This is a genomic window from Streptomyces sp. NPDC047042 (assembly GCF_040644035.1).
Taxonomy (GTDB): domain Bacteria; phylum Actinomycetota; class Actinomycetes; order Streptomycetales; family Streptomycetaceae; genus Streptomyces.
In genome coordinates, this window is sequence record NZ_JBEYVP010000002.1 from 16,303 (window position 1) to 40,320 (window position 24,018).

The following is a 24,018-nucleotide window of genomic DNA, read 5'->3' on the forward strand; positions in this document are numbered from 1 at the left end:
GGCCTGCAAGAAGCCGAACATGTAGGCGTAGTCGGGGTCTTTGAGGTCCATGAACCCCGTTGTGTCGACGCCGAGGGCGTCGTTCAGAGTGAATTGCTGCGCGCTAGGCTCGCGTTCAGCCACCGGGAAGTCTGCCTTCCTTGATGGTCAGGCCCCGGTCGGGACGGCAATCTCGGCCGCGGGCCGTCGTTTTGATGTTGTGGCGCGAGCCTAGATCGACTGTTCAGGCGTCGTTCGGGTGATCGGTGATATTCACCCTTGTGGGTTATACGGGCCGTAAGTGCGTGTCTGTCCACAGGGTGTGGACCTACTTCGGGGCGTGCTTCACCGCGTAGATCATCACGAACGCCACCAGGTGGATGCCGAAGAGGAAGTACGCGAGGTAGTACCAGACGTAGCGTTCGCGTTGCTTCTCCAGGGCCAGGAGTCGTTTCTCCTGGTCCTGGTCCTGGTCCTGGTCCCGGTCGGGGGCGGTCGTGTCATCCGCGTCGTCCGTCATCACACGTCCCTGTGGACCTTCGTGTTCGAGGCCTGGGCGCGGGGGCGCAGGACCAGGAGGTCGATGTTGACGTGGCTCGGGCGGGTCACCGTCCAGGTGATCGTCTCCGCCACGTCGTCCGCCGTGAGGGGTTCGGCGACGCCCTCGTAGACCTTGGCCGCCTTCTCCGTGTCGCCCGAGAAGCGGGTCAGGGCGAACTCGTCCGTCTTCACCATGCCCGGCGCGATCTCGATGACCCGGACCGGCGTGCCGACGATCTCCAGGCGCAGGGTCTCGGCGAGGACATGGGCGCCGTGCTTCGCGGCGACATAGCCTCCGCCGCCCTCGTACGTGCCGTGGCCCGCGGTGGAGGAGACGACCACGATCGTGCCGTCGCCGCTCGCCGTCAGGGCGGGGAGAAGCGCCTGGGTGAGGTTGAGGGTGCCGATGACGTTCGTCTCGTACATCTGACGCCAGTCGGCCGGATCGCCCGTGGCCACGGGGTCGGCGCCGAGTGCGCCGCCCGCGTTGTTGACGAGGACGCCGATGGTCTTGAAGGCGGTCGCGAACTCGTCCACCGCCGTGCGGTCGGTGACGTCCAGGGGGTACGCGGTGGCCTGGCCGCCCGTCGCGTTGATCTCCTCGGCCAGCGCCTCGATGCGGTCCTTGCGGCGGGCCGTCAGGACGACGCGGTAGCCGGCCGCGGCGAGCCGGCGGGCCGTCGCGGCGCCGATTCCGCTGCTCGCGCCGGTGACCACGGCGATGCGGGAGGCGGCGGACGGGGCGGCGGTGGCCATGGGACTGCTCCTTGGGTGTTCGGCATAAGGGCTGGCTGAGCTGCTGCCCAGGATAGGCAGGCGGGACGCGTGGCCGACGGGGTGTCCGGAGGGTGGGCCGGTGCCGCGCTGCCGGGAACGGGCGGCGGTGGGAAACTGGGGTGGGTGATCCGCGGCAACGGAGGTGGATCATGGGAGAAGCACGTGAGGTCATGGACCGGCTCACGGAGGCGATCACCTCGGCGGACGTCAAGGCCATCGCCGAGCTCTACGCACCCGACGCGGTCGCCGTCACCCCCGACGGCGGGAAGATCCTCGGGCGCGACAACATCGTGGAGTACTGGCGGCAGATGACGGACGCGGTGCCCGAGGGCACGTACGAGTCCGTGCAGGCGTACGAGATCGGCGACACCGCCGTGGACGAGGGTTACTTCAGCGGGCGGAACACCGGGCCGATCGCGCTGCCCTCCGGCGACCAGCTGCCCGCGACGCAGAAGGAGTTCCGTATCCGGGGCGTCGACTTCGCGACGGTCAGGGACGGTCACATCGTGGACTACCGGCTCTACTTCGACCAGATGGAGTTCCTGGGGCAACTCGGGCTGCTGCCCGCCGAGTTCTCCTGACCCGTTCCGCGTGGGTCAGTCGCCTCGCGGGGCGTACATGATCACGGCCATCCCCGCCAGGCAGATCAGCGCGCCTGTCACGTCCCAGCGGTCCGGGCGGTAGCCGTCCGCCGCCATGCCCCAGGCGAGCGAACCGGCGACGAAGACACCGCCGTACGCGGCCAGGACGCGGCCGAACTCCGCGTCGGACTGGAGCGTGGCGACGAACCCGTACGCGCCGAGCGCCAGCACACCCGCGCCGATCCACGCCCAGCCCCGGTGCTCGCGCACGCCCTGCCAGACCAGCCAGGCGCCGCCGATCTCGAACAGGGCGGCGACGAGGAACAGGACGGCGGAACGGAGGACCGGGGACATGCGGGCAGCATCGCATGCCCGTCGCCGGTCCTCGGTCGCCGCCGTCACCTGTTGGAGGGCGCCTGTGCCGGGCGTCAGGTGGGATACATCGGTTCGACGGTCTTCGACTCGTCGGTCTTCGGTGGTTCTCCCTGTGGTGAGGAGTGGGTGGCGTGCGGGTTCGGGTTCGTGTGCGTGGGCTGGTGGCGGGTGCGGTGGCGGCGGGGCTCGGGGCGGCCGGGGTGGTCGGGAGCGGGGGGTTCGCGGGTGCCGACGCCGGCGGGCCGGAGGCCGATCTGGCCTACCACGGGGCCGTCTCGCTGGACCGGGGCCGGATCGATCTGCGGGTGACCCCGCGCAACCACGGGCCGTCCGCCGTCGACGACGCGACCGTGCGGCTGACCTGGTCGGCGCCGCTGGCCGCCCGGCAGCAGTTGCCCGACGGGTGTGCGCGGGTCGGGGCGCGGGTGGTGGTGTGCCGTACGGGGGCGCTGGCCGCCGACGGTGTGGGTGAGCAGATCGGGCTGAGGCTCCGGCTTCGGGGCGCGCCCTCCGAGGTGACGCTGGACCTCGGTACGGTCTGGAACGGCGGGGTCGTCGACCGTAACCGGGGCAACGACCGGCAGCGCGTGCTCGTCCTCGACACGGGGGACGCGTACTACTTCTGACGGCCACTGTCTGCGGCGGCTCTGCGCGCGGTTCACCTTCACCTCCGGGACGGTGAGCCGCGCGCAGGCGTGTGTGGGACACCTGCGGATACCTCCCGAACAGCTCCGGAACAGCTCCGAAATACCTCCGGAATACCTCCGGAGGGGGCGCGGTTGTCGACCCAGGACGCTATAGTTGAACGGTAAACAAACTGGAGGGTGAGCGACCATGCAGTTCGGGATCTTCAGCGTCGGCGATGTCACGCCGGACCCCACCACGGGCCGTACGCCGAGCGAGCGTGAGCGGATCAAGGCCATGGTCGCGATCGCGCTCAAGGCGGAGGAGGTCGGCCTCGACGTCTTCGCGACCGGCGAGCACCACAACCCGCCGTTCGTGCCCTCGTCCCCGACCACGATGCTCGGCTACATAGCCGCGCGGACCGAGAAGCTCGTCCTCTCCACCGCCACCACCCTCATCACCACCAACGACCCGGTGAAGATCGCGGAGGACTTCGCGATGCTCCAGCACCTGGCCGACGGGCGCGTGGACCTCATGATGGGGCGCGGCAACACCGGCCCGGTCTACCCCTGGTTCGGGCAGGACATCCGCGAGGGCATCAACCTCGCCGTCGAGAACTACGCCCTGCTGCGCCGGCTGTGGCGCGAGGACGTCGTGAACTGGGAGGGGAAGTTCCGGACGCCGTTGCAGGGGTTCACCTCGACACCCCGGCCCCTGGACGACGTACCGCCGTTCGTCTGGCACGGGTCGATCCGCTCGCCCGAGATCGCCGAGCAGGCGGCGTACTACGGCGACGGCTTCTTCCACAACAACATCTTCTGGCCGGCCGACCACACCAGGCGGATGGTCGAGCTGTACCGCTCCCGGTACGCGCACTACGGGCACGGCACGCCCGAGCAGGCCATCGTGGGGCTGGGCGGCCATGTGTTCATGCGGAAGAACTCGCAGGACGCGGTACGTGAGTTCCGGCCGTACTTCGACAAGGCGCCGGTGTACGGGAACGGGCCGTCCCTGGAGGACTTCGCGGAGCAGACGCCGCTGACCGTGGGGTCGCCGCAGCAGGTGATCGAGAAGACGCTGGCGTTTCGGGAGTACGCCGGTGACTACCAGCGCCAGCTGTTCCTGGTCGACCACGCCGGGCTGCCGCTGAAGACGGTGCTCGAACAGCTCGACATGCTCGGCGAGGAGGTCGTGCCGGTGTTGCGGGCGGAGTTCGCGGCGCGCCGCGGGGCGGGGGTGCCGGATGCGCCGACGCACGCGTCTCTGCTGGCCGCAGGGGGTCAGGGGGCTTCGACGGAGGACGCCGGAGTCTGACGCTTGAGGGTGTCCTCGGGGGTGGGTGAGCGCCGTGAGGGGTGCGGTGGAGTGCCGGCTGCCGACTCGTCGTGGCTGGTCGCGCAGTTCCCCGCGCCCCTGCGGGTTGCCCCGCCGGCCGCGCAATAGGGCGCCGAGGCTCAGGTCGCTCACTGCTCCATGATGCTCTGGGGAGTTTCCTGCACCACGGTCACCATCCTGGTGAGTGCAGCGCGCATGTAGCGGATCCAGAGCTGCTTGAACGGCCCCGCGACGATCCAGCGGCGGCCTGGCAGCGGCCGGAAGTCGTAGGTCCACCGGATCGACGTGCCGGTGCCGTCGGGCAGGAACGACCACTCGCCGCGCACCCCGGAGGTCAGCTTGGCCAGCACGTTGGTGAACCCGCTGAGCTCGTAGGCGAACCCGTGCCCCTCCGCGACCTCGGTGAGCCGCTCGTCGGCCTTGGAGCCGTCGGTGAACCAGGTCTGGCGCGACATCCCCGGCCGGTTCCAGGTGCCGGTCTGGTCGCGCACTTCCGCGACGCCGGGGAACGGTCCCCACGGCTTGAACACCTGGGCGAGGTCGATCGGCACGATGACCTGGTAGGTGTGGGCGGGGCTGGACGTCGTACGGGCGAAGACGGTGATCGGGACACTCGTGTGGGTCATGCCACGAGCATCGCGGCCGGCGCCTGCCCGGGGCAGACACCTGTGCTGCTCAACCGTGCTCAGCGCTGCCCACGGTTCACTCCGTCGGCAACGAGTGCGGCGGGGGCGGTGTGGGTGTCGTGGCCGGTTGACGCAGGAGTTGCCCGGTGAGGCGTTCCTTGGCCAGGGCGAGGTGGCGCCGGTAGGTGCCGTAGGGGACCCCGAGCCGTCGGGCGGCAGCCCTGTGGGTACGGGGGGCCGTGATGTAGGTGGTGGTGAGAGCTTCGTGTGCCTTGACGCCCGCAGGATCGGTCTGCAGCGCGTCGAGCGCGGTGATGATGGCGTCGCGCAGGTCGGCGGTCGGGTCGGACGAGCCCGGCGGCACGAGAGGGGAGTGCAGCAGGACACTCGTCGCGAATTCGCGGGGGGTGTGCCAGGTGCGCAGCGCCTCGAGCACTCCTTCCTCGAACGCGACGCGCGACAGTTGGTCGCCCGGGCCACCGGGGGCGGCGGTCGTGGGCCATGTCGCTACGGGTGTGACCGTGGTGCGAGCCCGGTGCCGCACCCACTGTTCCACTGTCTGCAGTCGCCAGTCCCGGCCGAAGACGTGCTGTCGCCGCCCGCCGACGTCCACGGCCGCGACCTCCGGCAGGCCGGCCTCGGCGAGGTAGCGTCCCCACAGGCCGGCGTCTTCGAAGACGGTGAAGGTCACCGCGCATCCGTGGGTCCTCATCTCCTCGCCGATGGTGCGCCGGCTGATGAGTTCCATCAGCGGCGAGGGCCGCTGCCGCCCGCCGGGTTGCACCGCGAAGCGACGGATGCCCAGGTGCTCGCCCGGGCCCAGGGGAGCTGCCGCCTCCACGAGGTCCCAGACCGCTGCGATCACCGGGTCCGCGGCACGGTCCTCGGGCAGAGGGGTGTCCAGCCGCAGGATGGCCATGAACGACACGGGTACGGAGGAGCCCGCATAGCGTTGGACGCGGAAGGCCTCCGGCCGGCGGCGCACCCAGTGCGCGACCGCTGCCGCCGATGCCGGGCCTTCGGCCTCCTCGGCCATGCGCAGCACGCCGGGCACGTCTTCGGGCCGCAGTGGGGTGTCTTCGATGTGCGGGTGCGTTCGGTAGTTGTAGAGGTCGTCCGGTCCGCCGTGGTGGCGGAAGAGGAACATCCATTCCGCGACCCGTAAGGGCGCGTCGTCCTCGGTGGCGCTGCGTACGGCCCGTAAGCCCGCGAGTGAGATCCGGACGCGGATGTCGTCGTAGCGCTCGGGGTCCCGCCAGCGCAGGTCGGCCTCGAGGGTCGCTCGCACCGCGTCGTGCGGGTGCAGCCCTTCGGGGGTGGCCTCGATGTAGGGCAGTTGGCGCAGCCAGGAGAACATCGTGTCGGTGTCCTCGTCGCCCAGCACCGCGCGCAGCAGGGGCTCACGGGTGACGTAGGCCTGTACGACGACCTCGAGGGCGTGCCGGTGGACGGCGCTGGGCAGGTCGCCCACGAGCCGCTCGACCAGGATCGTCAGGACGTCGCCCGCCGGCTCCCACGGCGCGCCGGGTGCGGACGGGGGCAGGGAGGCGGCCAGCGAGAGGGCGAGCGGGCTGCCTCCCGCGAAGGCGACGAAGGCGCCCCGCTGCTCGGCGGGAACACCCCGGGCAGCGAGCAGGGCGTGGGACTGTACGGCGTCCAGCGGCCGCACGGGCAGCGCGGTGAACAATTGGGCCCATCCAGGGTCCAGCGACCATTCGGCGTCGGGGGCGACCCTGCCGGCCACCACCACGACCACACGGTCGGCGAGCCGCAGCAGGAAGCTCTCACGCAGCCACGCCTCAAGGGGCTGACACTGCTCGAAGGTGTCGATGAGCAGCACCGCACCGGGTTCGGTGCACGCGGGGGCCGCGGCCTCCTCCAGTCGGCGCGGGTCGGCGTCGAGGAACCGTGCGTCCACCTGGACCACGCGGCGGCCCATGAGTTCGGCCTGCCGGGCGGCGTAGCGCACCAGCGAGGACTTGCCGATGCCGCCGGGACCGTGCAGGTACACCACGAGCGGAGCGTCCGGTCCCCCCGACAGCATCCGGTCGAGCACCGCCCGCTCCGGTTCCCTGCCCACCAACGCGCCGGCTCGTGCCCCGGCCAGCCGGTCCGCCAGTCCCACCGCTCCCAATCCGCGCTCCTCGGAGATAGCAGTACAGCCACTTTTTCTCAGCGGGCACGCCGTCGAACCGCTCATCACGATCACACACCCGACTCGCCCGGCTGTGTGCCGGTGGTCCCAGGCCACCTCGAACTCTCGGAGGCGGGCCGCTCTGGCCCGCCGGCCAATGTGGGCTAGAGGAACTCGCTCCGGTAGGTCGAGGCCAACTCGGCCGCGCGGCGGCGACGCTCCATGACCTCGTCCTCCGACAGCCGCGGCGGTGGCGCGTCCTTGCCCGCGACGACATCGCCGATGCGCAGGAAGTACTCGTCCTGGCCTGCCGGGGTGCACATGCACAGCATGCGGGCCGGCGCACCCGAGATGTTGCGGAAGTTGTGCGGCGCGTTGGCCGGAACGTTGACCGTGGACCCGGCCCCTACGGTGTGCTTTTCGCCGCGGAAGGTGAACTCGATCTCGCCCTCGAGGATCGTGAACATCTCCTCGAAGTCGTGCCGGTGCGGGGGCGGGCCGCCGCCGTCGGGGACGAGCATGTCGATCAGGCAGTACCGGCCGTCGGTCTGCTCGCCGGTGACCAGCATGGCGTACGTGTTGCCGACCAGTGAGACGTATGTGGTGCCGGGGTCGTCCGGGTGGGCCACTGTCAGGGACCGGGACGGATCGTCGTCGGGAATCATCGCGGTTGTCTCCTCGAAGGTCGGTCAGGTGGGGATCAACCCGGTCGGCGCCCCTCGCGGGCGGAAGATCGGCACTGGTTGAACCAGGGCCAAGAGTAGGAACGGGTGTGCGAATCGAGCGTGTACGTTTGCGACACCGGATGGGATCCCGGCGACACCTTCACCGGCGCGGAGGACACATGAGCAGCAGACCGCGTTTCCGCGGGCCGAGCGACAGGGCGGGCAGGTTCACCATCAACGCGGGCTCCACCGGCACCGGTTGCGGAGCGTGGGAGCCGTTCGTCGAGACCTGGAACGACCGCGTGGGAGACCTCTACCCCCTGCCGGGGCTCAGCGCCTCCACGATCGACGGCTTCCGGGGATCCATGCGCTCGGTGACCCTGCAGGACACCGCCGTCAACGAGACCTGGAGCTCCTCACCCATAAGCACCCGGCCGGCCGGTACGTACGAGAACGACCACGTCAGGCTGTACGTCGGGCTGCGAGGTGTGACGACCCTACGGGACCCGCACGACCACGTCGGTGACGCCTACGTCTCGGCGGGCACCTACTTCATGCACCACGTCGTGACGGGGAACCGCTCCCGCACCACATCCGAGATCGGCAAGCGCGTCTTCTTCTTCCCCGGCGACCCCCTGCGGTCCCTGGTCGCCGGGAATCCACGCGCCGGCCGGGCCACCTCGCCGGCGGCACGGGTCCTCATGGCACACACCACCATGGTCCAGCGGACCGTGAGCGACCTCGGCCCGGCGGCCACGCACGCGGCCCGCAACGCCCTGCTCGAACTGGCCAAGGGACTGTTCCTCGACCACTTCGACGACCACGAGCCCGCCTTCACCCCGGCGCTGGCACAAGCGGCGAAGGACCTGGCCGATGCCCGGCTCACCGACGCCGAGTTATCGCCTGCCGCGATCGCCACGCACCTGCACGTCTCCGTCCGCACCCTGCAGCGGGCCTTCGCGAGTCTGGACGAGTCGTTCAGCGCCTACATCCGCCGCCGGCGTCTGGAGGAAGCGGCCGCGGCGCTCACCGCGCCCGGATCGCGGCTCACGGTCTCCGAGGCCGCCGCCCGCTGGCACTTCACCGACAGCAGCCACTTCATCCGCGCCTTCAAGAAGCAGTACCGAGCGACACCGGCGCAGTTCGCACGCCGACCGGTCTGACGACTCGGCCTGCCTCGGCCCTGTTCCGGTTCGCCGGCGACTGCGGCTGCCCGGCGTCCTGCCGTGTCCTGATCCGCTGCGGTCGCCGGGGCTCCGACGCCTGTCGAGTTCTTATGCCCCGCCCTTGCGGCGGCGGGACGCGGCCGAGCGGGGCGGCGTCGAGCGCATGTGGTCGCGCACCGGCGCCAGCAGGCCGGCGAGAGCCTTCACGTCATCGCGCGAAAGCGGTTCGAACAGAAGGCCGTTGACCACCTCGATGTGCCCCGGCAGCACCTTCGCGAGCAGCTCACGTCCGCCCTCGGTGAGGGTGACGGTGATGCTCCGCTCGTCGTCCAGTGAGGGGGCGCGGACGACCAGGCCTTCCTTTTCGAGCAGGCCCACCTGGTAGGTCAGGCCACTGCGGCTGTAGACGACGCCGTCGGCCAGGTCGGTCATGCGGTGGCTGCCCGTCGGCGAGTCTCCGAGGCGGGCCAGCAGTTGGAACTGCACGTAACTGAGATCGCCGCTCTCACGCAGCTGCTGCTCGACCGCGTGCCGGAGCAGGCTGGTCACCTCGACGAGGTCGAAGTAGGCGCCGAGCTGAACGGGGTCGAGCGACGGCGGTGAATCAAGCATGACCGCAGTCTACTGCTTCGAATTCGAAGAATGCGAAGAATGTGGTGTGCCGTGTGGCGCGCCCGGTGTGGGCAGTGCTGGGCCCCATTGGGCCCCACTGAGCACTCCAGGGCATGGAGATCGGGCAATGCCGCGGCGCAGGGTTACGAGCAGGGGGACGGCGCCGCCGCCCACGGATCCCGAGGACCAGCCATAAGCATCCCCCGCCTCGCGCGACGTGAGGACCAGCAGCGGCTCGAGTGGATCGGCGGGAGTGTCTTCGGCGGAGAGGAAGCCATGAACGCGATGTCGGGATGAGCGCCGCCGCGTGGGCTCCGGTGTCCTTGGCCGTGGTGAGCGCCGGTGTCGGCCATCCGCGTCCGACTCGCCGGCTCGCGGACTGGGTCGCGGAGGCAGTGTGCCGGTCGCTGGTGGCCGGCGGTGCGCGCGCCGAGGTGGAGGTGGTGGAGCTGCACCGGCTGGTGGCCGATCTCGCCCAGCACTCCAGCCAGGGCCGCGTCAGTCTCGACCTGCGGGAGGCGAGCGCGGCGGTCGGGGCGGCCGACGGGCTGGTGGCGGCGACCCCGGTGGTCGCCGCGTCTCCGAGCGAGGTGTTCGACTCGTTCCTCACCGTCCTCGGGCACAAAGTCCTCTCCTGTATGCCGGTGCTGCTGGCGCTCGACAGTGGTTCCGACCGGCAGTCGCCCGACCTCGCGCGGGTGATGCGTGGACGCCTGACCGACGTGCACGCCGAACCCGTGCCCACGGTCGTGATCGCCGGCCCTGCCGACTGGCGGGCCGCTACCCACAGCGACGCGGCGCGGCTGCGCGCCCGCATCGACCAAGCCGCCGCGGAACTCGCCGCGTCGATGCGCGCGCCCCGGCAGTGACCGACCGACAGCACTTGCTTCGAATTCGAAGTAGAGATACTGTCCTCAATAGTTACTTCGAATTCGAAGCAACTCGGATCGTGATGAAGGTGAGAACCGACATGAAGGCAGTACGTTTCCACGAGTACGGCGACCCCGACGTCCTGCGCTACGAGGACGTGGAGCAGCCCGTCCCCGGGGCCGGTGAGGTCCGCGTCCGCGTCGCCGCCACGTCCTTCAACCCCGTCGACGCCAACATCCGCGCCGGCTTCATGCGCGGCCCCATCCCGGTGGACCTGCCCCACACCCCGGGCATCGACGTCGCCGGCACCGTCGACGCGCTGGGCGAGGGCGTGGACGGCATAGCCGTCGGCGACGACGTCATCGGCTTCCTGCCGATGGACGGGACCGGCGCCGCCGCGCAGTACGTCCTCGCGCCGGCCGAGGTCCTGACACGCGCCCCCGAGAACGTCCCGCTGCCCGACGCCGCCGCACTGCCGCTCGTCGGCCTGACCGCGTACCAGGCGCTGTTCGAGCACGGCAAGCTGGCAGCCGGGCAGCGCGTGCTGATCAACGGCGCCGGCGGAGCGGTCGGCGGCTACGCCGTACAGCAGGCCAAGAACGCCGGTGCCCACGTCATCGCCACGGCCGGCCCGCGCAGCGGCGAAGCGGTCCGATCAGCCGGTGCCGACGAGGTCATCGACCACACCACCACCAGCGTGACCGCGGCGGTGACCGAGCCGGTCGACCTCGCGCTCAACCTCGCACCGGTCGACCCGTCGGAACTGGCCGCGCTCGTCACCCTCGTTCGCCCGGGTGGGGCCCTGGTCAACACGACGGTCTGGATGCCCGCACCCTCGGACGAGGACCGCGGCGTGCGCGGCATCGACCTGTTCGTCCGCAGCGACGCCGACCAGCTGGCGCAACTGGTGGCGCTGATCGACCGCGGCGAGCTACGCGTCGCCGTCGCCGAAAGGGTGCCGCTGGCCGAGCTGCCGACGCTGCACACACGTGCCGCCGAGGGCGCGGTGCACGGCAAGATCATCGTCGTCCCGTCCGCCGACTGATGCCGCACCTCCACCGGGGGAAAGGGCCGTGGCACGTGGACCCCGAAATCGCCGCGGTGCTGACGCACGATGGCCGGAGCGATGCGAGCGCCACACCGCCGGCCGTAGGCGACACCTCGGCGTGCCGTGCCACAGCGACGACTGGTGAGCGGGAGTGAGAGTGAGAGGCGAGTAAGAGGGGGGCTTGGCACACTTGGTGGGTGTCGCAAACCGTGTTGCTCGCTGAGGATGATCGTGCCATTCGTCACGCCCTGGAGCGGGCCCTGACTCTGGAGGGGTACCGGGTCACCGCGGTCGCCGACGGGGTCGAGGCGCTTGCCCAGGCGCATCGCACTCCGCCGGACGTTCTCGTCCTGGATGTGATGATGCCCGGCATCGACGGGCTCCAGGTGTGCCGGGTGCTGCGTGCCGAGGGGAACCGGACGCCGATCCTGATGCTCACCGCGCTCGTCGAGACCGCCGACCGGATCGCCGGGCTCGACGCGGGCGCCGACGACTACGTCGTGAAGCCGTTCGACGTGGAGGAGGTCTTCGCCCGCCTCCGTGCGCTGCTGCGCCGCACCGCCCCCGACGAGCAGCGCCCCCTCAGGAGCGTCGCCCCGGCCGGCGTACCCGCGTCGCACCTGGCGAAGGAGCCCGCCGTCCCCGAGCGGCAGCTCACCGCCGCCGGGCTGCGGATGGATCTCCAGGCGCGGCGGGTGTGGCGCGGGACGCGGGAGCTGGAGCTGACCCGCACCGAGTTCGAGCTGCTGGAACTGCTCGTACGCAACGCCGGGATCGTGCTCGACCACTCCACGATCTACGACCGTATCTGGGGCTACGACTTCGGTCCCGGCTCCAAGAATCTCGCCGTGTACGTCGGTTATCTGCGCCGAAAGCTCGACGAGCCGGGCGCCTCGCAGCTGATCCACACGGTGCGCGGCGTGGGTTACGTCCTCCGGGAGGACTGAGTGGCCCTGCGGAGGGAGGGGCTGGCCTCGTTGCGGACCACCTTCGCCGTGTCGTTCGCCGCCGTGGCGGCCGGGGTGACGGTGCTGGTCGGCTTCCTGTCGTACGACGCCGCCGCGCGGCTGGTCCGGGTGGACCAGCAGTCCGCCTTCGCCGAGGTCGTGGAGGACCTCCAGGACGAGGTGCGGCACAACACGATGACCCCGCAGGACTTCTCGTCGTCCGAGCCGGGGCACGACATCGTCCGGCCCAGCCGTACCGACGTACAGGTGCTCGGGGCGGCCGGGGAGATCATCGACGGTGGCAGTCCGGGGCTGCCCGTCACCGCCGAAGACCGCCGGATCGCCGCCTCCCCGGTCGCCGGGCTCGCCGTGCTGCACAAGGACGTCGACGTCGGCAAGGACGTCTACCGCATCGCGACCGTCTCGCTGGGCGGCGCCGGGCGGGACGGCCAGGAGGGTGCCGGGCGGGGCGCGGTGCAGGTCGCGCAGGAGTTCAGCGACACGGAGGACCTGCTGCGGGAGCTTCAGCAGCGGACGATCCTGATGGTGGCGGCGGTCGTCGTCGCGGCCGGGCTGTTCGGGTGGTGGCTGGCCCGGCGGATCACCCACCGGCTGCGCATCCTCGCCTCCGCCGCCGAGGACGTCGCCCGCACCCGCCGGCTCGGCATCCAGGTGCCGGTGACGGGGTCCGACGAGGTGGGGCGCCTCGGGCGCTCCTTCGACCGGATGCTCGGCCGGCTCGCCCAGTCGGAGGAGGACCAGCGCCGACTGGTCCAGGACGCGGGACACGAGCTGCGCACCCCGCTCACCTCCCTGCGTACGAACATCTCGTTGCTCCGCCGTATCGACGAACTGCCGCCCGCGGCCCGGGAGGACCTGGTCGACGACCTCGCCCTCGAGGCACGCGAACTCACCGACCTGGTCAACGAGTTGGTCGATCTGGCGGCCGGGCAGTCGGACACCGAGCCCAAGCAGCGCATCGACCTCGCCGACCTCGCGGACGAGGTCGCGGTGGTGGCCCGGCGGCGCACCGGGCGGGAGGTCGTCGTCCGGGCGAGCGGGGACACGGCCGTCGACGCGCGTCCCGCCGCGCTCCAGCGCGCGATGACCAACCTCGTCGAGAACGCGGCCAAGTTCGACCGGGGCGGCAGGGCGCCGATCGAGATCGCGGTCACCGGACCGGAGCGGGGACGCCAGGGCGTACGGGACGGTGCGATCCGGGTGGAGGTGCTCGACCGGGGGCCCGGTATCGCCGAGGGCGATCTCGTGCGCCTGTTCGACCGCTTCTACCGTGCCGCCGACGCCCGTAGCCTGCCCGGCTCGGGGCTCGGCCTGTCGATCGTCCGTGAGGTGGCGATCGCACACGGCGGGGCACCGTTCGCCAACCAGCGGGACGGGGGCGGGGCGGTCATCGGGTTCACGGTGGGTGGAGAGGGCTGAGGAGAGGGTTGAGGAGAGGGTTGGGGGGAGGGCTGAGGCGGTGAGCCGGTCGGCCCTTGTCGTGACCGTGGCCGGCCGACTCACCAGCGATTCTCGGTGTCAGCTCTTGCCGAGGAGCTTGTTCATTTCGGTGATCTCCGCGTTCTGGGTGCGGATGACGTCGTCGGCCATGGAGGTGGCGGGGCCGTACTTGCCCTTGGCCTTCTCGGTCGTGGCCATCGTCACGGCGCCCTTGTGGTGCTCGATCATCATCGTCAGGAAGTTCTTGTCGAACTCCTTGCCGGCGGCGGAGTGGTCCATGCCGGGCATCGACTCCATCCCTTCCATGGACTCCATGCCGGGCATCGATTCCGTCGACGTCGGGACGTCCTTGCCCCAGGTCTTCAGCCACCCGGACATGGTCTCGATCTCCGGTGCCTGGGCCTTCTCGATGCGGGCGGCGAGGTCCTTGACCTCGGGCGACGAGGCCTTGTCCGCCGCCTCCTCCGCCATCTCCAGGGCGCCCTTGTGGTGGGGGATCATGCCCTGCGCGAAGGTGACGTCCTGGGCGTTGTAGTCCTCGGCGCCCGCCGCCGCGCCCGCGTCGGCGCCACTGTTGTTCACGCTGCTGCCGCTGCTCTTGTCGCTGTTGCCGTCGTCGCTGCCGCAGGCGGTGAGCGTGAGGGCGAGTGCGGCGACGGCGGACAGGGCGACGAAGGTCTTGCGGGTTGTGCGCATGCTGGAACTCCTGCTGTGCGAAAGGAAATTGAGGTGTGGGGGCACGCCGGTGGCGTGCGGGGACCTCTAGATCCGCAGGAGTTGGAGTTCGGCGAGGGAGGGTGGCGCTCTCGCGCCCTCGGGGGACCGGGGCAGCGAGTGGCCGGTGCGGGCGGCCGGGGCCGAGGCGCCGGCCGGGTCGGGCACGAGGGCGGGGAGCGTGTGGCCCGCCGGGACGGCGCCGGACGCGCAGGTCGCGTCGGCGTGCTGGGTGTGGCCCCCGTGCGAGCCCATGCCGTGGCAGACGGACTCGTCGGTCGGCCCGGCCCGCATGCTCAAGCTCATCTGCTGGGCCTGGACGCCGTGGTGGGAGGCGTCCGTCGTCCCGGCCGGCATACCGCCCGGCCCGAGGCCGTGCATCGCGAGGACACCGGCCAGCAGCCCGAGCACGACGAACGCCCGCACCCACCAGAACCGGCGGTGGGTGCGCTGCTGTCGCTGTGCGCGGGCTGTCACATGGAGCATCTTGTCAGGAAGTACGGGCGAAACAGCGTTCCAGCTCATCCAGGGCGTAGAACTTGCTGCCCTTGGCCACCGGTCGGCAGCCCGCCTTGAACGCGGTCTCCTTCTCGTTGTAGAGCATCCGTACGAGAGTGGTGCCGAGAGTGGTGTCGAGAGTGGTATCGCTCTTGCGGAACACGTCCCACTGGATGTTCGAGGCCATCGGCGCCACCGCCGCGCCCCGCCACGGGTTGTCGCCGTAGGTGTACGGCCGCTCGGGGGTCGCCCCCTGCGTGCTGCCCGGCAGGCCCATCAGCGCGGCCAGCGGGATGATCTCCTCGGCGTGCGTGAAGCGCAGTTCCGCGCCCAGGGTGTTCGGGCCGGGAGCGCTGTTCCCGGCGGTCTCGGCCTTCTTGAAGAAGTCGTCGAGCAGGACGCCCGCCATCTTGTAGGTGATGTCGCTGCCGGTGAACCCGGGGCCCTTCTCGTAGAAGTCCTCGGCGTCGCTCAGGTACCCGAACCAGGCCGCGTCCCGCTGCGAGATGTAGCGGTCCATGTGCCAGCCCTTGCCGCCCGGGCTCTCGGCGCTCATCGCGGGGGCGATGCCGTACAGGTTGTAGACCGCCTCGGCCGCGTCGACCGCGCTGCCGACGCCGGCCGCGAACTCGCCGTCGACGATCCGCTGCACGAACGGCTTCTTGAAGATCTTCCGCAGTACGTCGGACGCTGCGCGGTGGGTCTTCGGCTGGTCGGTGATCGAGGCGAGGGTGGAGGCGAGGCGCTGGTCGTTCGCGATGTAGTCGCGGTAGGCGGCGCCACCGGCGGCCTTGTGGAAGTAGAGCAGGTCCTTGTCGGTGCGGGCCGGGCCGATCAGGGGCTCGAGGGCCGGGTCGGCGGCGGCGAGGGTGTCGGCGAAGAGCTTGCCACTGTCGACTGCACGGCCCTGTCCGGAGCTGACGACGTCGATCTTCTCGCCGTTCTTCGCGATGCCGGCGAAGAGACCGGGCAGCCGCTTCTCCATCCGTACGGCGGTACCGGCGATCTCGCTCTTCCCGCGCCCGCTGAGGTTGCCGTAGCCGACCTCGGCCATCGCGTTGAGCAGGGCCCGCACCTTCGGCCCGAACTCCTTGCCGCGCGCGGTCAGTTGGCCCTCGCTCGCGGCCTGGTCCCACAGCTTGAGGATCAGGTCGCCGTCCGAGCTGTCGGTCGCGGCCCGGGAGCCGTGCCGGGAGACATTCTCCGTGAACACCGGGACGAAGCCCTTCGGCGGCTGCTGGTAGCCGCGCGGGCTCTGCTGGGGGGTGTACGAGGCTTTCGTGCCGTAGCTGTCGTAGCTGTCGTAGCTGTCGTAGCTGCCGGAGCCGGCGGAGCGTTCCGCCGCGTGGGCGGGGAGTGCGGTGGCCAGCAGGGCTGCGCACAGGGGGGCGGTGCAGGCGAGGGCCAGGGTGGCACGGTTCATGGGCGCATCGTGGGGGGTGGGGATGAACCGGGGGTGGCCGTGGAATGGCCGATGCGGGGTGCGGTTCTGGTTGTTTGATTCACCTTGTGCGGGAGATTTGGTGACTTCTATCATCTAGGTCCTACTCGCGAGACCCCAGAGGCCACCCGATGACGTCGACGCAGCAGACCGAGCAACACCCGGCCAGCGGCCTCCCCGCCGACCTCGACGAAGCCGTCCACCGGTGCCTTGTCGCCGGTTTCGACGGCACCACCGGTGTCCCGCACACCCTCAAGGGGCTCATCGACCGGGGCCTCGGCGGGGTGATCCTCTTCACCCGAAACGTCCGTGACGCGGACCAGGTCCGCCGTCTCACCGACGAGCTGCGCGCCCTGCGCCCCGATCTTCTGGTCGCCATCGACAACGAGGGCGGCGGCATCGGCCACCTCGTCGCCGCGGGCGCGCCCGAGGTGCCCGGCTCGTACGCCCTCGGCGTCGTCGACGACCCTGACCTCACCGCCCGCTGCGCCGACGCCCTCGCCGGTCACCTCGCCTCGCTCGGCATCAGCGTCTCGTACGCCCCCGTGGCCGACCTCCAGCACCACCCCGACAACCCGATCGTCCGCACCCGTTCCTTCGGTGCCGACCCGGAACTCGCCGCGCGTCATCTCCGGGCGTGGATCACGGCCACCGAGGCGCGCGGGGTGGCGTCCTGCGCCAAGCACTTCCCGGGCCACGGGGGCACGGTGACCGACAGCCACCACGAGATGGCGGTCGACCCGCGGTCGTACGAGGAGATCCTCGCCGATGTCGAGCCGTTCCGGGCGGCGGTGGCGGCGGGGGTGCCGATGCTGATGAGTGCGCATGTGGTGTACCCGGCGCTGGATCCGGAACGGCCCGCGACGCTCAGCCGTCGCATCCTGGGTGATCTGCTCCGGCACGAGCTCGGGTTCGAGGGGGTGCTGGTCAGCGACGCGCTGGAGATGAAGGCGATCGCGGACCGGTACGGCGAGGCGGCCGGCGCGCGGCTCGCCCTCGCGGCGGGCGCGGACCAGGTGATCGTGGCGGTACCGGACCTGACGACGACACTGGCCTGCCGGGACGCGGTGATCGACGCGCTGCGCGAGGGGTTCCTCGCGGAGGAGCGGGTACGGGAGGCGGCGGGCCGGGTACGGGGCTTGGCCGAGCGGTACGCCTCCGGCGGGGTGGGCGGAGGGGCGGCGGGTGTCTCTGGCGGGGTGGGCGGAGGGGGAGTGAGTGTCTCCGGCGGGGTCGGCGGGGGGGACGCGGAGGCCGGGCTTGAGGCGGCTCGCCGGGCTGTTCGGGGTGGTTTCGCGGGGGTGGCCCGGTCGGGCGGGGTGGCGGGGTCGTTCCCGGGGGCTGCTGCAGTGGACAGGGTGGACGGGGTGGCCCGGGCGGGCGAGGTTGCCCGGGCGGGTGGGTCCCCAGGGTCGGGCGGGGTAGCAGGATCGGGTGGGGTGGCGGGGGCGGGTGGGTCCCCGGGGTCTGCTGCGGTGGCCCGGGCTGCCGGGGTGGTGGGGTCGGCTGGGTCCCCGGGGTCGGCCGGGGTGGTGGGGTCGGCTGGGTCCCCGGGGTCGGCCGGGGTGGTGGGGTCGGCTGGGTCCCCGGGGTCTGCTGCGGTGACCGGGGCGGCTGGGTTGGCCGGGGTGGCCGGGGTGGCCGGGGTGGCCAGGCTGGACGGGGCGGCGGTGTCGGCTGGGTCCCCGGGGTCGGCCGGGGTGGTGGGGTCGGCTGGGTCCCCGGGGTCTGCTGCGGTGGACGGGGTGGACGGGGTGGACGGGGTGGACGGGGTGGACGGGGTGGACGGGGTGGACGGGGTGGACGGGGTGGACGGGGTTGCCCGGTCGGGCGGGGCGGTGAGGTCGTCTTGGTCCCCGGGGTCTGCTGCGATGGCCGGGGCGGCTGGGTTGGCCGGGGTGGCCGGGTTGGCCGGGGTGGCCGGGGTGGCCGGGGTGGCCGGGGTGGACGGGGTGGACGGGGTGGTTCGGTCGGGTGTGGGGGTTGGGTTGCGGGGGGTCTATGTCGTTGATCTGTTTCCTTCGCCGCATCCCGCGTTGAACTGGGGTGGGGAGGATCTGCTGAGTGCGGTGCGGGCGTTGGATCCGACGGCTTCGGGGGTGGCGTTGAACGAGGCGCCGGTGGAGCCGGGGGCGCTGGTCGAGGGGATTCTGCGGCGGGCCGCGGGGGTGCCGTTGGTGGTGGCTACGGCGGACGCGGGGCTGTATCCGTGGCAGGGGGAGCTGCGGGAGCGGTTGGTGGCCGGGCGGGGGGATGCCGTGGTGGTGGAGACGGGGTTGCCCGGTGGCGGTGGCCATGGCGGAGGCGCCGCCGGTGCGTTGTGTTCGTTCGGGCGGGGTCGGGTGAATTTGCGGGCATTGGCCGAGGTTCTGGTCGGGGGTGTCTGAGCCGCCGCAGCATCCGCAGCATCCGCCCTGTACCAAAGGTCGATTGACCCGAGGGTTGGCCACCGGAATGATTGGTCGGGTGGTTACGGGGAGTTGGGTGAAGAGACGCCGACACAGTACGTCACTTTGTTCGTCGCATCGCACTGACAATCCGGCCGAGTTGCTGCCTGCCCGCAGGTACGGGATGCAAGGAATTGGACTGCGATGAGTGACGTTCCCGACATTGTTGTTGAGGCTCTGAAATCCGCGGAGGCGCGGGGATTCGCGCTTTCCTGCGAGGAAATGGTGGGCAGGCTCCTTGCCACTCTCGCGAGTGCCGTTCCTTCCGGCGGGCGGGTTCTGGAGCTGGGCACCGGCGCCGGCGTCGGTGCGGCCTGGCTGGTCTCGGGGCTCGGGCAGCGAAGCGACGTCACGGTGCTCACGCTGGAGCGGGATCCGGAACTTGCCGCCGCGGCCCGGGAGTTCGCGTGGCCGGACTGGCTCGAGGTGCGGGTCGCCGACGCGGAGAAGGAGCTTCCGCGACTGGGGCGCTTCGACTTGGTCTTCGCCGACGCCGAAGGCGGAAAATGGTCCGGACTCGACCTCACCGTATCGGCGTTGCAGCCCTCTGGAATTCTGGTCGTCGACGATATGGACCTGTCCCGCTACCAATCCGCCGAGCATCGTGCATCGGTGACCCGTGTACGCGACGCGATTCTCTCCGATCCGCGTCTCGTGGCAGCGGATCTCCCTGTGGGCAGCGGAATCATGGTGGCCGCCAGGCGTCGCGACTGAGGTAATGCGGTCCGTTCATTCCACGGCGTCTTTCGTGTTGCCGCACGCGATTCTTTTTCCCTCACTCCAGGAGACGACTGATGAGTGATACCGGGCTGGTGGATGCCCCGGGCAAGGACATGAGCTCTTCCCAGGATCTGCTGTCGTTCTACGAGACGATGAGCCTCATTCGCGCGTACGAACACCGCATGATGGAACTGCGGACCGCGCGCGAGGTGGTCGGGCCCGTCCATCCGTACGTCGGTCAGGAGGCCGTCGCCGTCGGAGTGTGCGCCGCGCTGGAGCCGCGCGACCACTTGGTGAGCCACTACCGCGGACACGGGCACGCGCTGGCCAGGGGCACCTCACCGGTCGCTCTGACCGCCGAACTGTTCGGCAGGAGCACGGGGTTGTGCGGCGGCAAGGCGGCGGCACTCATCTCCGACCCGGACCACAACATCCTGGTCTCCAGCGGCCTGGTGGGCGCGGGCATTCCGATCGCGGCCGGGGCGGCGATGACGGAGCAGGTCCGCGGCACCGGCGGAGTGGCCGTGGTCTTCTTCGGCGACGGGGCGCTGGGCAGCGGAGTGGTCCACGAGACACTCAACATGGCCGTGACGCAGCGCCTCCCGTTGGTCATGGTGTGCGAGCACAACGGCTACCAGGGCGGTACCCGCACCGAGGAGGTGTACCCGGAGACCTCGCTGCTCAGGGTGGCTCAGGGGCACCGGATGCGCGCCGTCCCGGTCGACGGGAACGACGTGACGGCTGTACACCGCGCGGCCGGTGACGCGGTGTCGGCGGCGCGTGCCGGAGCGGGACCCACCTTCATCGAGGCCCGTACGTATCTGACGGAGTTCCACCTCCAGTTCGACAAACCGTCGACGGAGAAGCGCCCGGAGGAAGAGCTGCGTCACTGGCGGGCGCGCGACCCGCTGATCCTGCTGGCCCGGCGGCTGCTGGCCGACGGAGTCGCGCAGCAGGAGCTGGACCGTGCCCAGGAACGGTCGTCGGCCGTCGTCACGGACGCTGTGCAGCGAGCCCGGAACGCGCCGTGGCCCGAGCGGAGCCAGGTCTTCACCCACATCTGGCCGGAGGCGTCATGAACGAGTTGGCCGTGCTCGACCTCGTACTGGAAGAGGAAATGCGCCGGGACGAGCGGATCGTCCTCCTCGCCACCAGCACGCCGGAGCCCTGGCGGCGGGAGTTCGGGCCCGAGCGCGTCCGCACGTGTCCCATATCCGAGCAGGCCATGACCGGCATGGGGGTGGGGGCCGCGATGACCGGACTGCGGCCCGTCGTCGACCTGAACCGCGCGTCCTTCACCTACCTCGTCATGGATCAGCTGGCCAACCACGCGGCCAGGCTGCACTACATGTCCGACGGCGGCTACCGGGTGCCCATGGTCGTCACCTCGGCCACCCGCGGCCGTCAGCAGCTCGGTCCGCAGAACGAGCAGTGTCCGTACGGGGTGTTCATGCAGCTTCCCGGGTTCCGGGTGGTGGTGCCGGGATCGGCGGAGGACGCGTGCGGTCTGCTGCGCACAGCCGTCCGGGAGGACGGCCCGACCCTGTTCTTCGTCGCGCCGGAGCTGGCGCGCGGTGTGCGCCTGGCGGCCGCCCTGGCAGCCGAGCCGATCCCCTTCGGCCGGGCGGCCACCCTGAGTTCCGGTTCCGACGTGACGGTGGTGGCCATCGGCGGAGCCGTGCAGGTCGGGGTGAAGGCGGCGGCGCTGCTCGCCTCACAGGGTGTGTCCTGCGATCTGATCGACCCCAGGACCCTCGTTCCGCTGGATGTCGACACGATCGCGCGGTCCGTGCGTCGCACCGGTCGCCTGGTGTTCGTCGACGACGGGCCCCGCTCGGGCGCCCCCGCCCAGATCCTCTCCGCGCTGCACGACGTCGAGGGACTGGCCGCGAGGCTGGGCGGCAGGGTCGGGTTCGTGTGCTGCCCCGACGTGCCGGTGCCGTCGACCCCCGCCCTGGAACAGCACACCTGGCCGCTGGAGCAGGACGTGGTGGACGTCGCGTCGAAGCTGCTGAAGGCGGTTTGACGGTGGGTTTCGCGGAGACGGCCGCGACCGCGCCCCGGACCACTTCCGCGACCATGGACACCCGGTCGCGATCGGCGCCGGTCCGTCGCCTCGAACGCGGTTCGGCGTTCGCCGTACGGGCCGAAGCCGCGCGCCTCGAGGCGGCGGGCCGGGACGTGGTGCATCTGGAGCTGGGCGAGCCGGACTGGCGGCCACCGCCCGCCGTGCTCGACGCGCTGCCGGCTGCTTGCGCGGACGGCGGCCGGCGGTACACGGAGGCGGCCGGAGATCTTGACGTACGGATTCAAGTCGGCGCCGCCTATACGGAGTTGATGGGGACGCGGGTCGACCCGGCGCGGGTCGTGCTGGTGCCGGGCAGCAACCTGGTCCTCTACCTCACGCTGCTGGCTGTTGTGGGGCCGGGGGACGAGGTGCTGCTGCCGGATCCGGGATTTCCGCCGTACGCGGAGCTGGTCCGGCTCGCGGGCGCGGTTCCGGTGCCCTATCCGCTGCGCCGTGAGACCGGCTTCCTGCCCGACGCCGACGAGATCGGCTCCCTGATGACCCGGCGCACCCGACTGATCATCGTCAACTCACCGAACAATCCGACGGGTTCGGTCGTCCCCGACGAACTGACCGAGAAGATCATGGAGGTCGTCGACAGGAACGGACTGTACGTGGTCTTCGACGAGGCCTACCGGGAGTTCAAGCCGGGCGGAGGCCGGCCGTCCCTGTACGGAGAGCTCGCGGAGCATCCGCGGACGGTGTTCATGGAGTCCCTGTCCAAGAGCCACTCCATGTGCGGGTGGCGGGCCGGAATCGCCATCACCGGGCCGGAGTTGGCCAAGGATCTGGCGGACCTGATGGTGAACACCGCCTGCTGCATGCCGTCCATGGTCCAGCGGATCATCCCCGCCGCCCTGAACAGCCGGGAGTGGCTCGCCGGGCGAGTGGCCGAAGCGGCCCGTCGCAGACACCTCGTACAGGGCGAACTCGTCACCATGCCCGGTATCCGGTCGGCGGCGGTGGGTGAGGGGCTCTACCTGTTCCCCGACATCACGCGCACAGGGCTGTCGGACCGGGAGTTCGCCCGCCGTCTGCTCGACGGGACAGGGGTGTCGGTGGTGCCGGGCAGCGTCTACGGCCGACAGGGCGCCGGACATGTCCGGATCGCCTGTACGCAATCGATCGAGCGGCTGACCGAAGCGATGAGACGTATGCGAATCTTTCTGGAAGGAACGGCATGGGCGAACGCGATTCCCTAGGCAGCCGGCGGCTCAGCGGCCTCGACGAGAGCGGGGCGCTGGGAGAACCGTATGTGCTGGTCGACGCCGACAACGCCACCCTCGTGCTCCGCGGCACCGACGGCCGGGTGCGCACGTGCTCCGATTTCATGTCGGCCTACGCCTCCGTCAACTTCGGGCACCGCAACCCGTACGTGGAAGAGGTTCTCTCCCAGGGCTCGGACATCTCGGCCCTGTTCTATCCGGAAGAGGCCGAGTCGCTCTCCCGGCGGCTGTGCGCCGCGGTCGGTGGCGAGCGGCGGGTTCTGTACCAGGTGGGCGGCAGCTTCGCGGTGTCCACCGCCTTCGCGCTGGCTCGCCGGCACCGGCCGGGACGCGTCCTGGCCATCGAAGGGGCCTTCCACGGACTCGGTCTGGACGCGCTGGCCGCGACGACCGTGCAGCGCGACATCGCCCTTCAGGACACCGGACTGTCCGCGCTGCTGTCCGCGCAGATCGAGCACCTGCCCGTCGGCTCCTTACCGGAGACCTGGCAGGACGTCTCGGCAGTCGTCTACGAACCCGTCCAGGGCGCGAACGGCTATGTGCCCCTGGACACCGACTGGCTCGCGGAACTGGAAGCAGCGGCGCGGAAGAACGGGGTGCTCACCATCTCGGACGAGATCCAGTGCGGTTTCCACCGGCACGGCTCGCTGAGTCCGTCACGGGCGTGGGGGCTCACGCCTGACATCGTCCTGTTCGGCAAGTCCCTGACCAACGGGGCGTTTCCGCTCTCCGCCGTCGTCTACCGGTCCGAACTGGAGAACTCCGTCGGGGGGCGGGTGCACCTCGCGCACACCTTCCAGACGGCGACTCTCGGATTCCGCGCCGGGCTTCGGGTCTTCGGCTTCCTCGACAGCAACCCGGTGGCCGACATGGGCGAGCGTGTCGCGGAGCTCTTCCGTGACCGTGCCGAGAAGTGGTCCGCCGATGGTCTGGTGCGCGAACTGCATGTCACGGGCCCGGCCCTGTCGTTCGAGCCGACGAAGGTGACCGGCGCCGAGGCGGTGCGCTCGGCCTTCGACGAAGGAGTGCTGATGCTGCAGGGGGGCGTACGAGGTCAGCGGATCCGGATAGCTCCCCCCTTGACCACACCCCTCGAACAGATCACCGAAGGCCTCGATGTGGTGGGCGGAGTGCTGGCCGGCAGTAGGGCGTGACCCGTCCCAT

At 70.8% G+C, this 24,018-nt stretch carries 24 protein-coding genes; 14 read left to right on the forward strand and 10 right to left on the reverse strand.

The window, feature by feature from the left end; all coding sequences use genetic code 11:
• Window positions 1–307: 307 nt before the first annotated feature.
• Together ABZ855_RS01870 and ABZ855_RS01875 are read right to left on the reverse strand one after the other, a co-directional pair.
• Window positions 308–499 carry a hypothetical protein gene (locus tag ABZ855_RS01870; protein WP_360799337.1) on the reverse strand — a complete coding sequence of 64 codons (192 nt, stop codon included), beginning with the start codon at window positions 497–499 and terminating at the stop codon, window positions 308–310.
• Window positions 499–1,275 carry an SDR family NAD(P)-dependent oxidoreductase gene (locus ABZ855_RS01875; RefSeq protein WP_360799340.1) on the reverse strand — a complete coding sequence of 259 codons (777 nt, stop codon included), beginning with the start codon at window positions 1,273–1,275 and terminating at the stop codon, window positions 499–501. Before ABZ855_RS01875 ends, ABZ855_RS01870 begins: the two co-directional genes overlap by 1 nt.
• Before the next feature lie 170 nt (window positions 1,276–1,445).
• Between ABZ855_RS01875 and ABZ855_RS01880 the strand changes: the two genes are divergently transcribed.
• On the forward strand, window positions 1,446–1,877 hold the full coding sequence (locus tag ABZ855_RS01880; RefSeq protein ID WP_360799343.1) for an SgcJ/EcaC family oxidoreductase: 432 nt from the start codon (window positions 1,446–1,448) through the stop codon (window positions 1,875–1,877).
• 15 nt (window positions 1,878–1,892) lie between these two features.
• Here ABZ855_RS01880 and ABZ855_RS01885 read toward each other — a convergent pair whose 3' ends face one another.
• Complete coding sequence (locus ABZ855_RS01885) at window positions 1,893–2,231, reverse strand: YnfA family protein (protein WP_360799346.1); 339 nt, start codon at window positions 2,229–2,231, stop codon at window positions 1,893–1,895.
• 152 nt (window positions 2,232–2,383) lie between these two features.
• On the opposite strand from ABZ855_RS01885, the gene ABZ855_RS01890 reads away from it, so the two are divergent.
• Both ABZ855_RS01890 and ABZ855_RS01895 read left to right on the forward strand, forming a co-directional pair.
• Window positions 2,384–2,878, forward strand: coding sequence for a hypothetical protein (locus tag ABZ855_RS01890; RefSeq protein ID WP_360799349.1), 495 nt, complete (start codon window positions 2,384–2,386; stop codon window positions 2,876–2,878).
• Between the two features lie 208 nt (window positions 2,879–3,086).
• Entirely contained in the window at window positions 3,087–4,190 is a 1,104-nt protein-coding gene (locus ABZ855_RS01895) for an LLM class flavin-dependent oxidoreductase (protein ID WP_360799352.1), read from the forward strand.
• 149 nt (window positions 4,191–4,339) lie between these two features.
• Here ABZ855_RS01895 and ABZ855_RS01900 read toward each other — a convergent pair whose 3' ends face one another.
• The 3 genes from ABZ855_RS01900 to ABZ855_RS01910 form a co-directional block, all read right to left on the reverse strand.
• Window positions 4,340–4,837, reverse strand: a complete 498-nt coding sequence (locus tag ABZ855_RS01900) for an SRPBCC family protein (RefSeq protein ID WP_360799355.1) — start codon at window positions 4,835–4,837, stop codon at window positions 4,340–4,342.
• A 76-nt stretch (window positions 4,838–4,913) separates the two neighbouring features.
• Window positions 4,914–6,962 (reverse strand): ATP-binding protein, encoded by a 2,049-nt coding sequence (locus ABZ855_RS01905; RefSeq protein ID WP_360800241.1) that lies wholly within the window; start codon window positions 6,960–6,962, stop codon window positions 4,914–4,916.
• Between the two features lie 173 nt (window positions 6,963–7,135).
• Window positions 7,136–7,636 carry a cupin domain-containing protein gene (locus ABZ855_RS01910; RefSeq protein WP_360799358.1) on the reverse strand — a complete coding sequence of 167 codons (501 nt, stop codon included), beginning with the start codon at window positions 7,634–7,636 and terminating at the stop codon, window positions 7,136–7,138.
• A 179-nt stretch (window positions 7,637–7,815) separates the two neighbouring features.
• On the opposite strand from ABZ855_RS01910, the gene ABZ855_RS01915 reads away from it, so the two are divergent.
• Window positions 7,816–8,799: a helix-turn-helix domain-containing protein gene (locus tag ABZ855_RS01915; RefSeq protein WP_360799361.1), complete on the forward strand. Its 984-nt coding sequence runs from the start codon at window positions 7,816–7,818 to the stop codon at window positions 8,797–8,799.
• A 111-nt stretch (window positions 8,800–8,910) separates the two neighbouring features.
• Here ABZ855_RS01915 and ABZ855_RS01920 read toward each other — a convergent pair whose 3' ends face one another.
• Window positions 8,911–9,414, reverse strand: coding sequence for a MarR family transcriptional regulator (locus ABZ855_RS01920; RefSeq protein WP_360799364.1), 504 nt, complete (start codon window positions 9,412–9,414; stop codon window positions 8,911–8,913).
• Window positions 9,415–9,707: 293 nt separating this feature from the next.
• On the opposite strand from ABZ855_RS01920, the gene ABZ855_RS01925 reads away from it, so the two are divergent.
• The 4 genes from ABZ855_RS01925 (at window position 9,708) to ABZ855_RS01940 (ending at window position 13,719) form a co-directional block, all read left to right on the forward strand.
• The gene (locus ABZ855_RS01925; RefSeq protein WP_360799367.1) at window positions 9,708–10,283 is read left to right on the forward strand and encodes an NAD(P)H-dependent oxidoreductase; all 576 of its coding nucleotides are present in this window, start codon (window positions 9,708–9,710) and stop codon (window positions 10,281–10,283) included.
• 101 nt (window positions 10,284–10,384) lie between these two features.
• Window positions 10,385–11,329, forward strand: coding sequence for an NADP-dependent oxidoreductase (locus tag ABZ855_RS01930; protein ID WP_360799370.1), 945 nt, complete (start codon window positions 10,385–10,387; stop codon window positions 11,327–11,329).
• 212 nt (window positions 11,330–11,541) lie between these two features.
• Window positions 11,542–12,279, forward strand: coding sequence for a response regulator transcription factor (locus ABZ855_RS01935; RefSeq protein ID WP_360800244.1), 738 nt, complete (start codon window positions 11,542–11,544; stop codon window positions 12,277–12,279).
• Window positions 12,280–13,719, forward strand: a complete 1,440-nt coding sequence (locus ABZ855_RS01940) for a HAMP domain-containing sensor histidine kinase (protein WP_360799373.1) — start codon at window positions 12,280–12,282, stop codon at window positions 13,717–13,719.
• Window positions 13,720–13,818: 99 nt separating this feature from the next.
• On the opposite strand, the gene ABZ855_RS01945 is transcribed toward ABZ855_RS01940, so the two are convergent.
• The 3 genes from ABZ855_RS01945 to ABZ855_RS01955 form a co-directional block, all read right to left on the reverse strand.
• On the reverse strand, window positions 13,819–14,436 hold the full coding sequence (locus ABZ855_RS01945; RefSeq protein WP_360799376.1) for a DUF305 domain-containing protein: 618 nt from the start codon (window positions 14,434–14,436) through the stop codon (window positions 13,819–13,821).
• A gap of 66 nt (window positions 14,437–14,502) precedes the next feature.
• On the reverse strand, window positions 14,503–14,931 hold the full coding sequence (locus ABZ855_RS01950) for a DUF6153 family protein (protein WP_360799379.1): 429 nt from the start codon (window positions 14,929–14,931) through the stop codon (window positions 14,503–14,505).
• A 13-nt stretch (window positions 14,932–14,944) separates the two neighbouring features.
• Window positions 14,945–16,375 (reverse strand): histidine-type phosphatase, encoded by a 1,431-nt coding sequence (locus ABZ855_RS01955; protein WP_360799382.1) that lies wholly within the window; start codon window positions 16,373–16,375, stop codon window positions 14,945–14,947.
• A 149-nt stretch (window positions 16,376–16,524) separates the two neighbouring features.
• On the opposite strand from ABZ855_RS01955, the gene nagZ reads away from it, so the two are divergent.
• The 6 genes from nagZ (at window position 16,525) to ABZ855_RS01985 (ending at window position 24,008) form a co-directional block, all read left to right on the forward strand.
• Window positions 16,525–18,780 carry a beta-N-acetylhexosaminidase gene (gene nagZ / locus ABZ855_RS01960; RefSeq protein WP_360799385.1) on the forward strand — a complete coding sequence of 752 codons (2,256 nt, stop codon included), beginning with the start codon at window positions 16,525–16,527 and terminating at the stop codon, window positions 18,778–18,780.
• Window positions 18,781–18,984: 204 nt separating this feature from the next.
• Complete coding sequence (locus ABZ855_RS01965; RefSeq protein ID WP_360799388.1) at window positions 18,985–19,554, forward strand: class I SAM-dependent methyltransferase; 570 nt, start codon at window positions 18,985–18,987, stop codon at window positions 19,552–19,554.
• 80 nt (window positions 19,555–19,634) lie between these two features.
• A complete protein-coding gene (locus ABZ855_RS01970) occupies window positions 19,635–20,639 on the forward strand; it encodes a thiamine pyrophosphate-dependent dehydrogenase E1 component subunit alpha (protein WP_360799391.1) in 1,005 nt (334 codons plus the stop codon).
• Entirely contained in the window at window positions 20,636–21,586 is a 951-nt protein-coding gene (locus ABZ855_RS01975) for a transketolase C-terminal domain-containing protein (protein ID WP_360799394.1), read from the forward strand. The genes ABZ855_RS01970 and ABZ855_RS01975 overlap by 4 nt, the downstream gene beginning before the upstream one ends.
• Before the next feature lie 2 nt (window positions 21,587–21,588).
• The gene (locus ABZ855_RS01980) at window positions 21,589–22,830 is read left to right on the forward strand and encodes a pyridoxal phosphate-dependent aminotransferase (RefSeq protein ID WP_360799397.1); all 1,242 of its coding nucleotides are present in this window, start codon (window positions 21,589–21,591) and stop codon (window positions 22,828–22,830) included.
• Complete coding sequence (locus ABZ855_RS01985) at window positions 22,809–24,008, forward strand: aminotransferase class III-fold pyridoxal phosphate-dependent enzyme (protein WP_360799400.1); 1,200 nt, start codon at window positions 22,809–22,811, stop codon at window positions 24,006–24,008. The genes ABZ855_RS01980 and ABZ855_RS01985 overlap by 22 nt, the downstream gene beginning before the upstream one ends.
• Window positions 24,009–24,018: the final 10 nt, after the last annotated feature.

What these genes read in the sequence shown, in the direction of transcription:
- ABZ855_RS01915 (WP_360799361.1), top strand. Translation starts at nt 7,816, where the DNA reads ATGAGCAGCAGACCGCGTTTCCGCGGGCCGAGCGACAGGGCGGGCAGG.
- ABZ855_RS01920 (WP_360799364.1), bottom strand. Translation starts at nt 9,414, where the DNA reads ATGCTTGATTCACCGCCGTCGCTCGACCCCGTTCAGCTCGGCGCCTAC.
- ABZ855_RS01955 (WP_360799382.1), bottom strand. Translation starts at nt 16,375, where the DNA reads ATGAACCGTGCCACCCTGGCCCTCGCCTGCACCGCCCCCCTGTGCGCA.
- ABZ855_RS01870 (WP_360799337.1), bottom strand. Translation starts at nt 499, where the DNA reads ATGACGGACGACGCGGATGACACGACCGCCCCCGACCGGGACCAGGAC.
- ABZ855_RS01925 (WP_360799367.1), top strand. Translation starts at nt 9,708, where the DNA reads ATGAGCGCCGCCGCGTGGGCTCCGGTGTCCTTGGCCGTGGTGAGCGCC.
- ABZ855_RS01880 (WP_360799343.1), top strand. Translation starts at nt 1,446, where the DNA reads ATGGGAGAAGCACGTGAGGTCATGGACCGGCTCACGGAGGCGATCACC.
- ABZ855_RS01910 (WP_360799358.1), bottom strand. Translation starts at nt 7,636, where the DNA reads ATGATTCCCGACGACGATCCGTCCCGGTCCCTGACAGTGGCCCACCCG.
- ABZ855_RS01930 (WP_360799370.1), top strand. Translation starts at nt 10,385, where the DNA reads ATGAAGGCAGTACGTTTCCACGAGTACGGCGACCCCGACGTCCTGCGC.
- nagZ (WP_360799385.1), top strand. Translation starts at nt 16,525, where the DNA reads ATGACGTCGACGCAGCAGACCGAGCAACACCCGGCCAGCGGCCTCCCC.
- ABZ855_RS01885 (WP_360799346.1), bottom strand. Translation starts at nt 2,231, where the DNA reads ATGTCCCCGGTCCTCCGTTCCGCCGTCCTGTTCCTCGTCGCCGCCCTG.
- ABZ855_RS01875 (WP_360799340.1), bottom strand. Translation starts at nt 1,275, where the DNA reads ATGGCCACCGCCGCCCCGTCCGCCGCCTCCCGCATCGCCGTGGTCACC.
- ABZ855_RS01970 (WP_360799391.1), top strand. Translation starts at nt 19,635, where the DNA reads ATGAGTGATACCGGGCTGGTGGATGCCCCGGGCAAGGACATGAGCTCT.
- ABZ855_RS01985 (WP_360799400.1), top strand. Translation starts at nt 22,809, where the DNA reads ATGGGCGAACGCGATTCCCTAGGCAGCCGGCGGCTCAGCGGCCTCGAC.
- ABZ855_RS01900 (WP_360799355.1), bottom strand. Translation starts at nt 4,837, where the DNA reads ATGACCCACACGAGTGTCCCGATCACCGTCTTCGCCCGTACGACGTCC.
- ABZ855_RS01975 (WP_360799394.1), top strand. Translation starts at nt 20,636, where the DNA reads ATGAACGAGTTGGCCGTGCTCGACCTCGTACTGGAAGAGGAAATGCGC.
- ABZ855_RS01945 (WP_360799376.1), bottom strand. Translation starts at nt 14,436, where the DNA reads ATGCGCACAACCCGCAAGACCTTCGTCGCCCTGTCCGCCGTCGCCGCA.
- ABZ855_RS01965 (WP_360799388.1), top strand. Translation starts at nt 18,985, where the DNA reads ATGAGTGACGTTCCCGACATTGTTGTTGAGGCTCTGAAATCCGCGGAG.
- ABZ855_RS01895 (WP_360799352.1), top strand. Translation starts at nt 3,087, where the DNA reads ATGCAGTTCGGGATCTTCAGCGTCGGCGATGTCACGCCGGACCCCACC.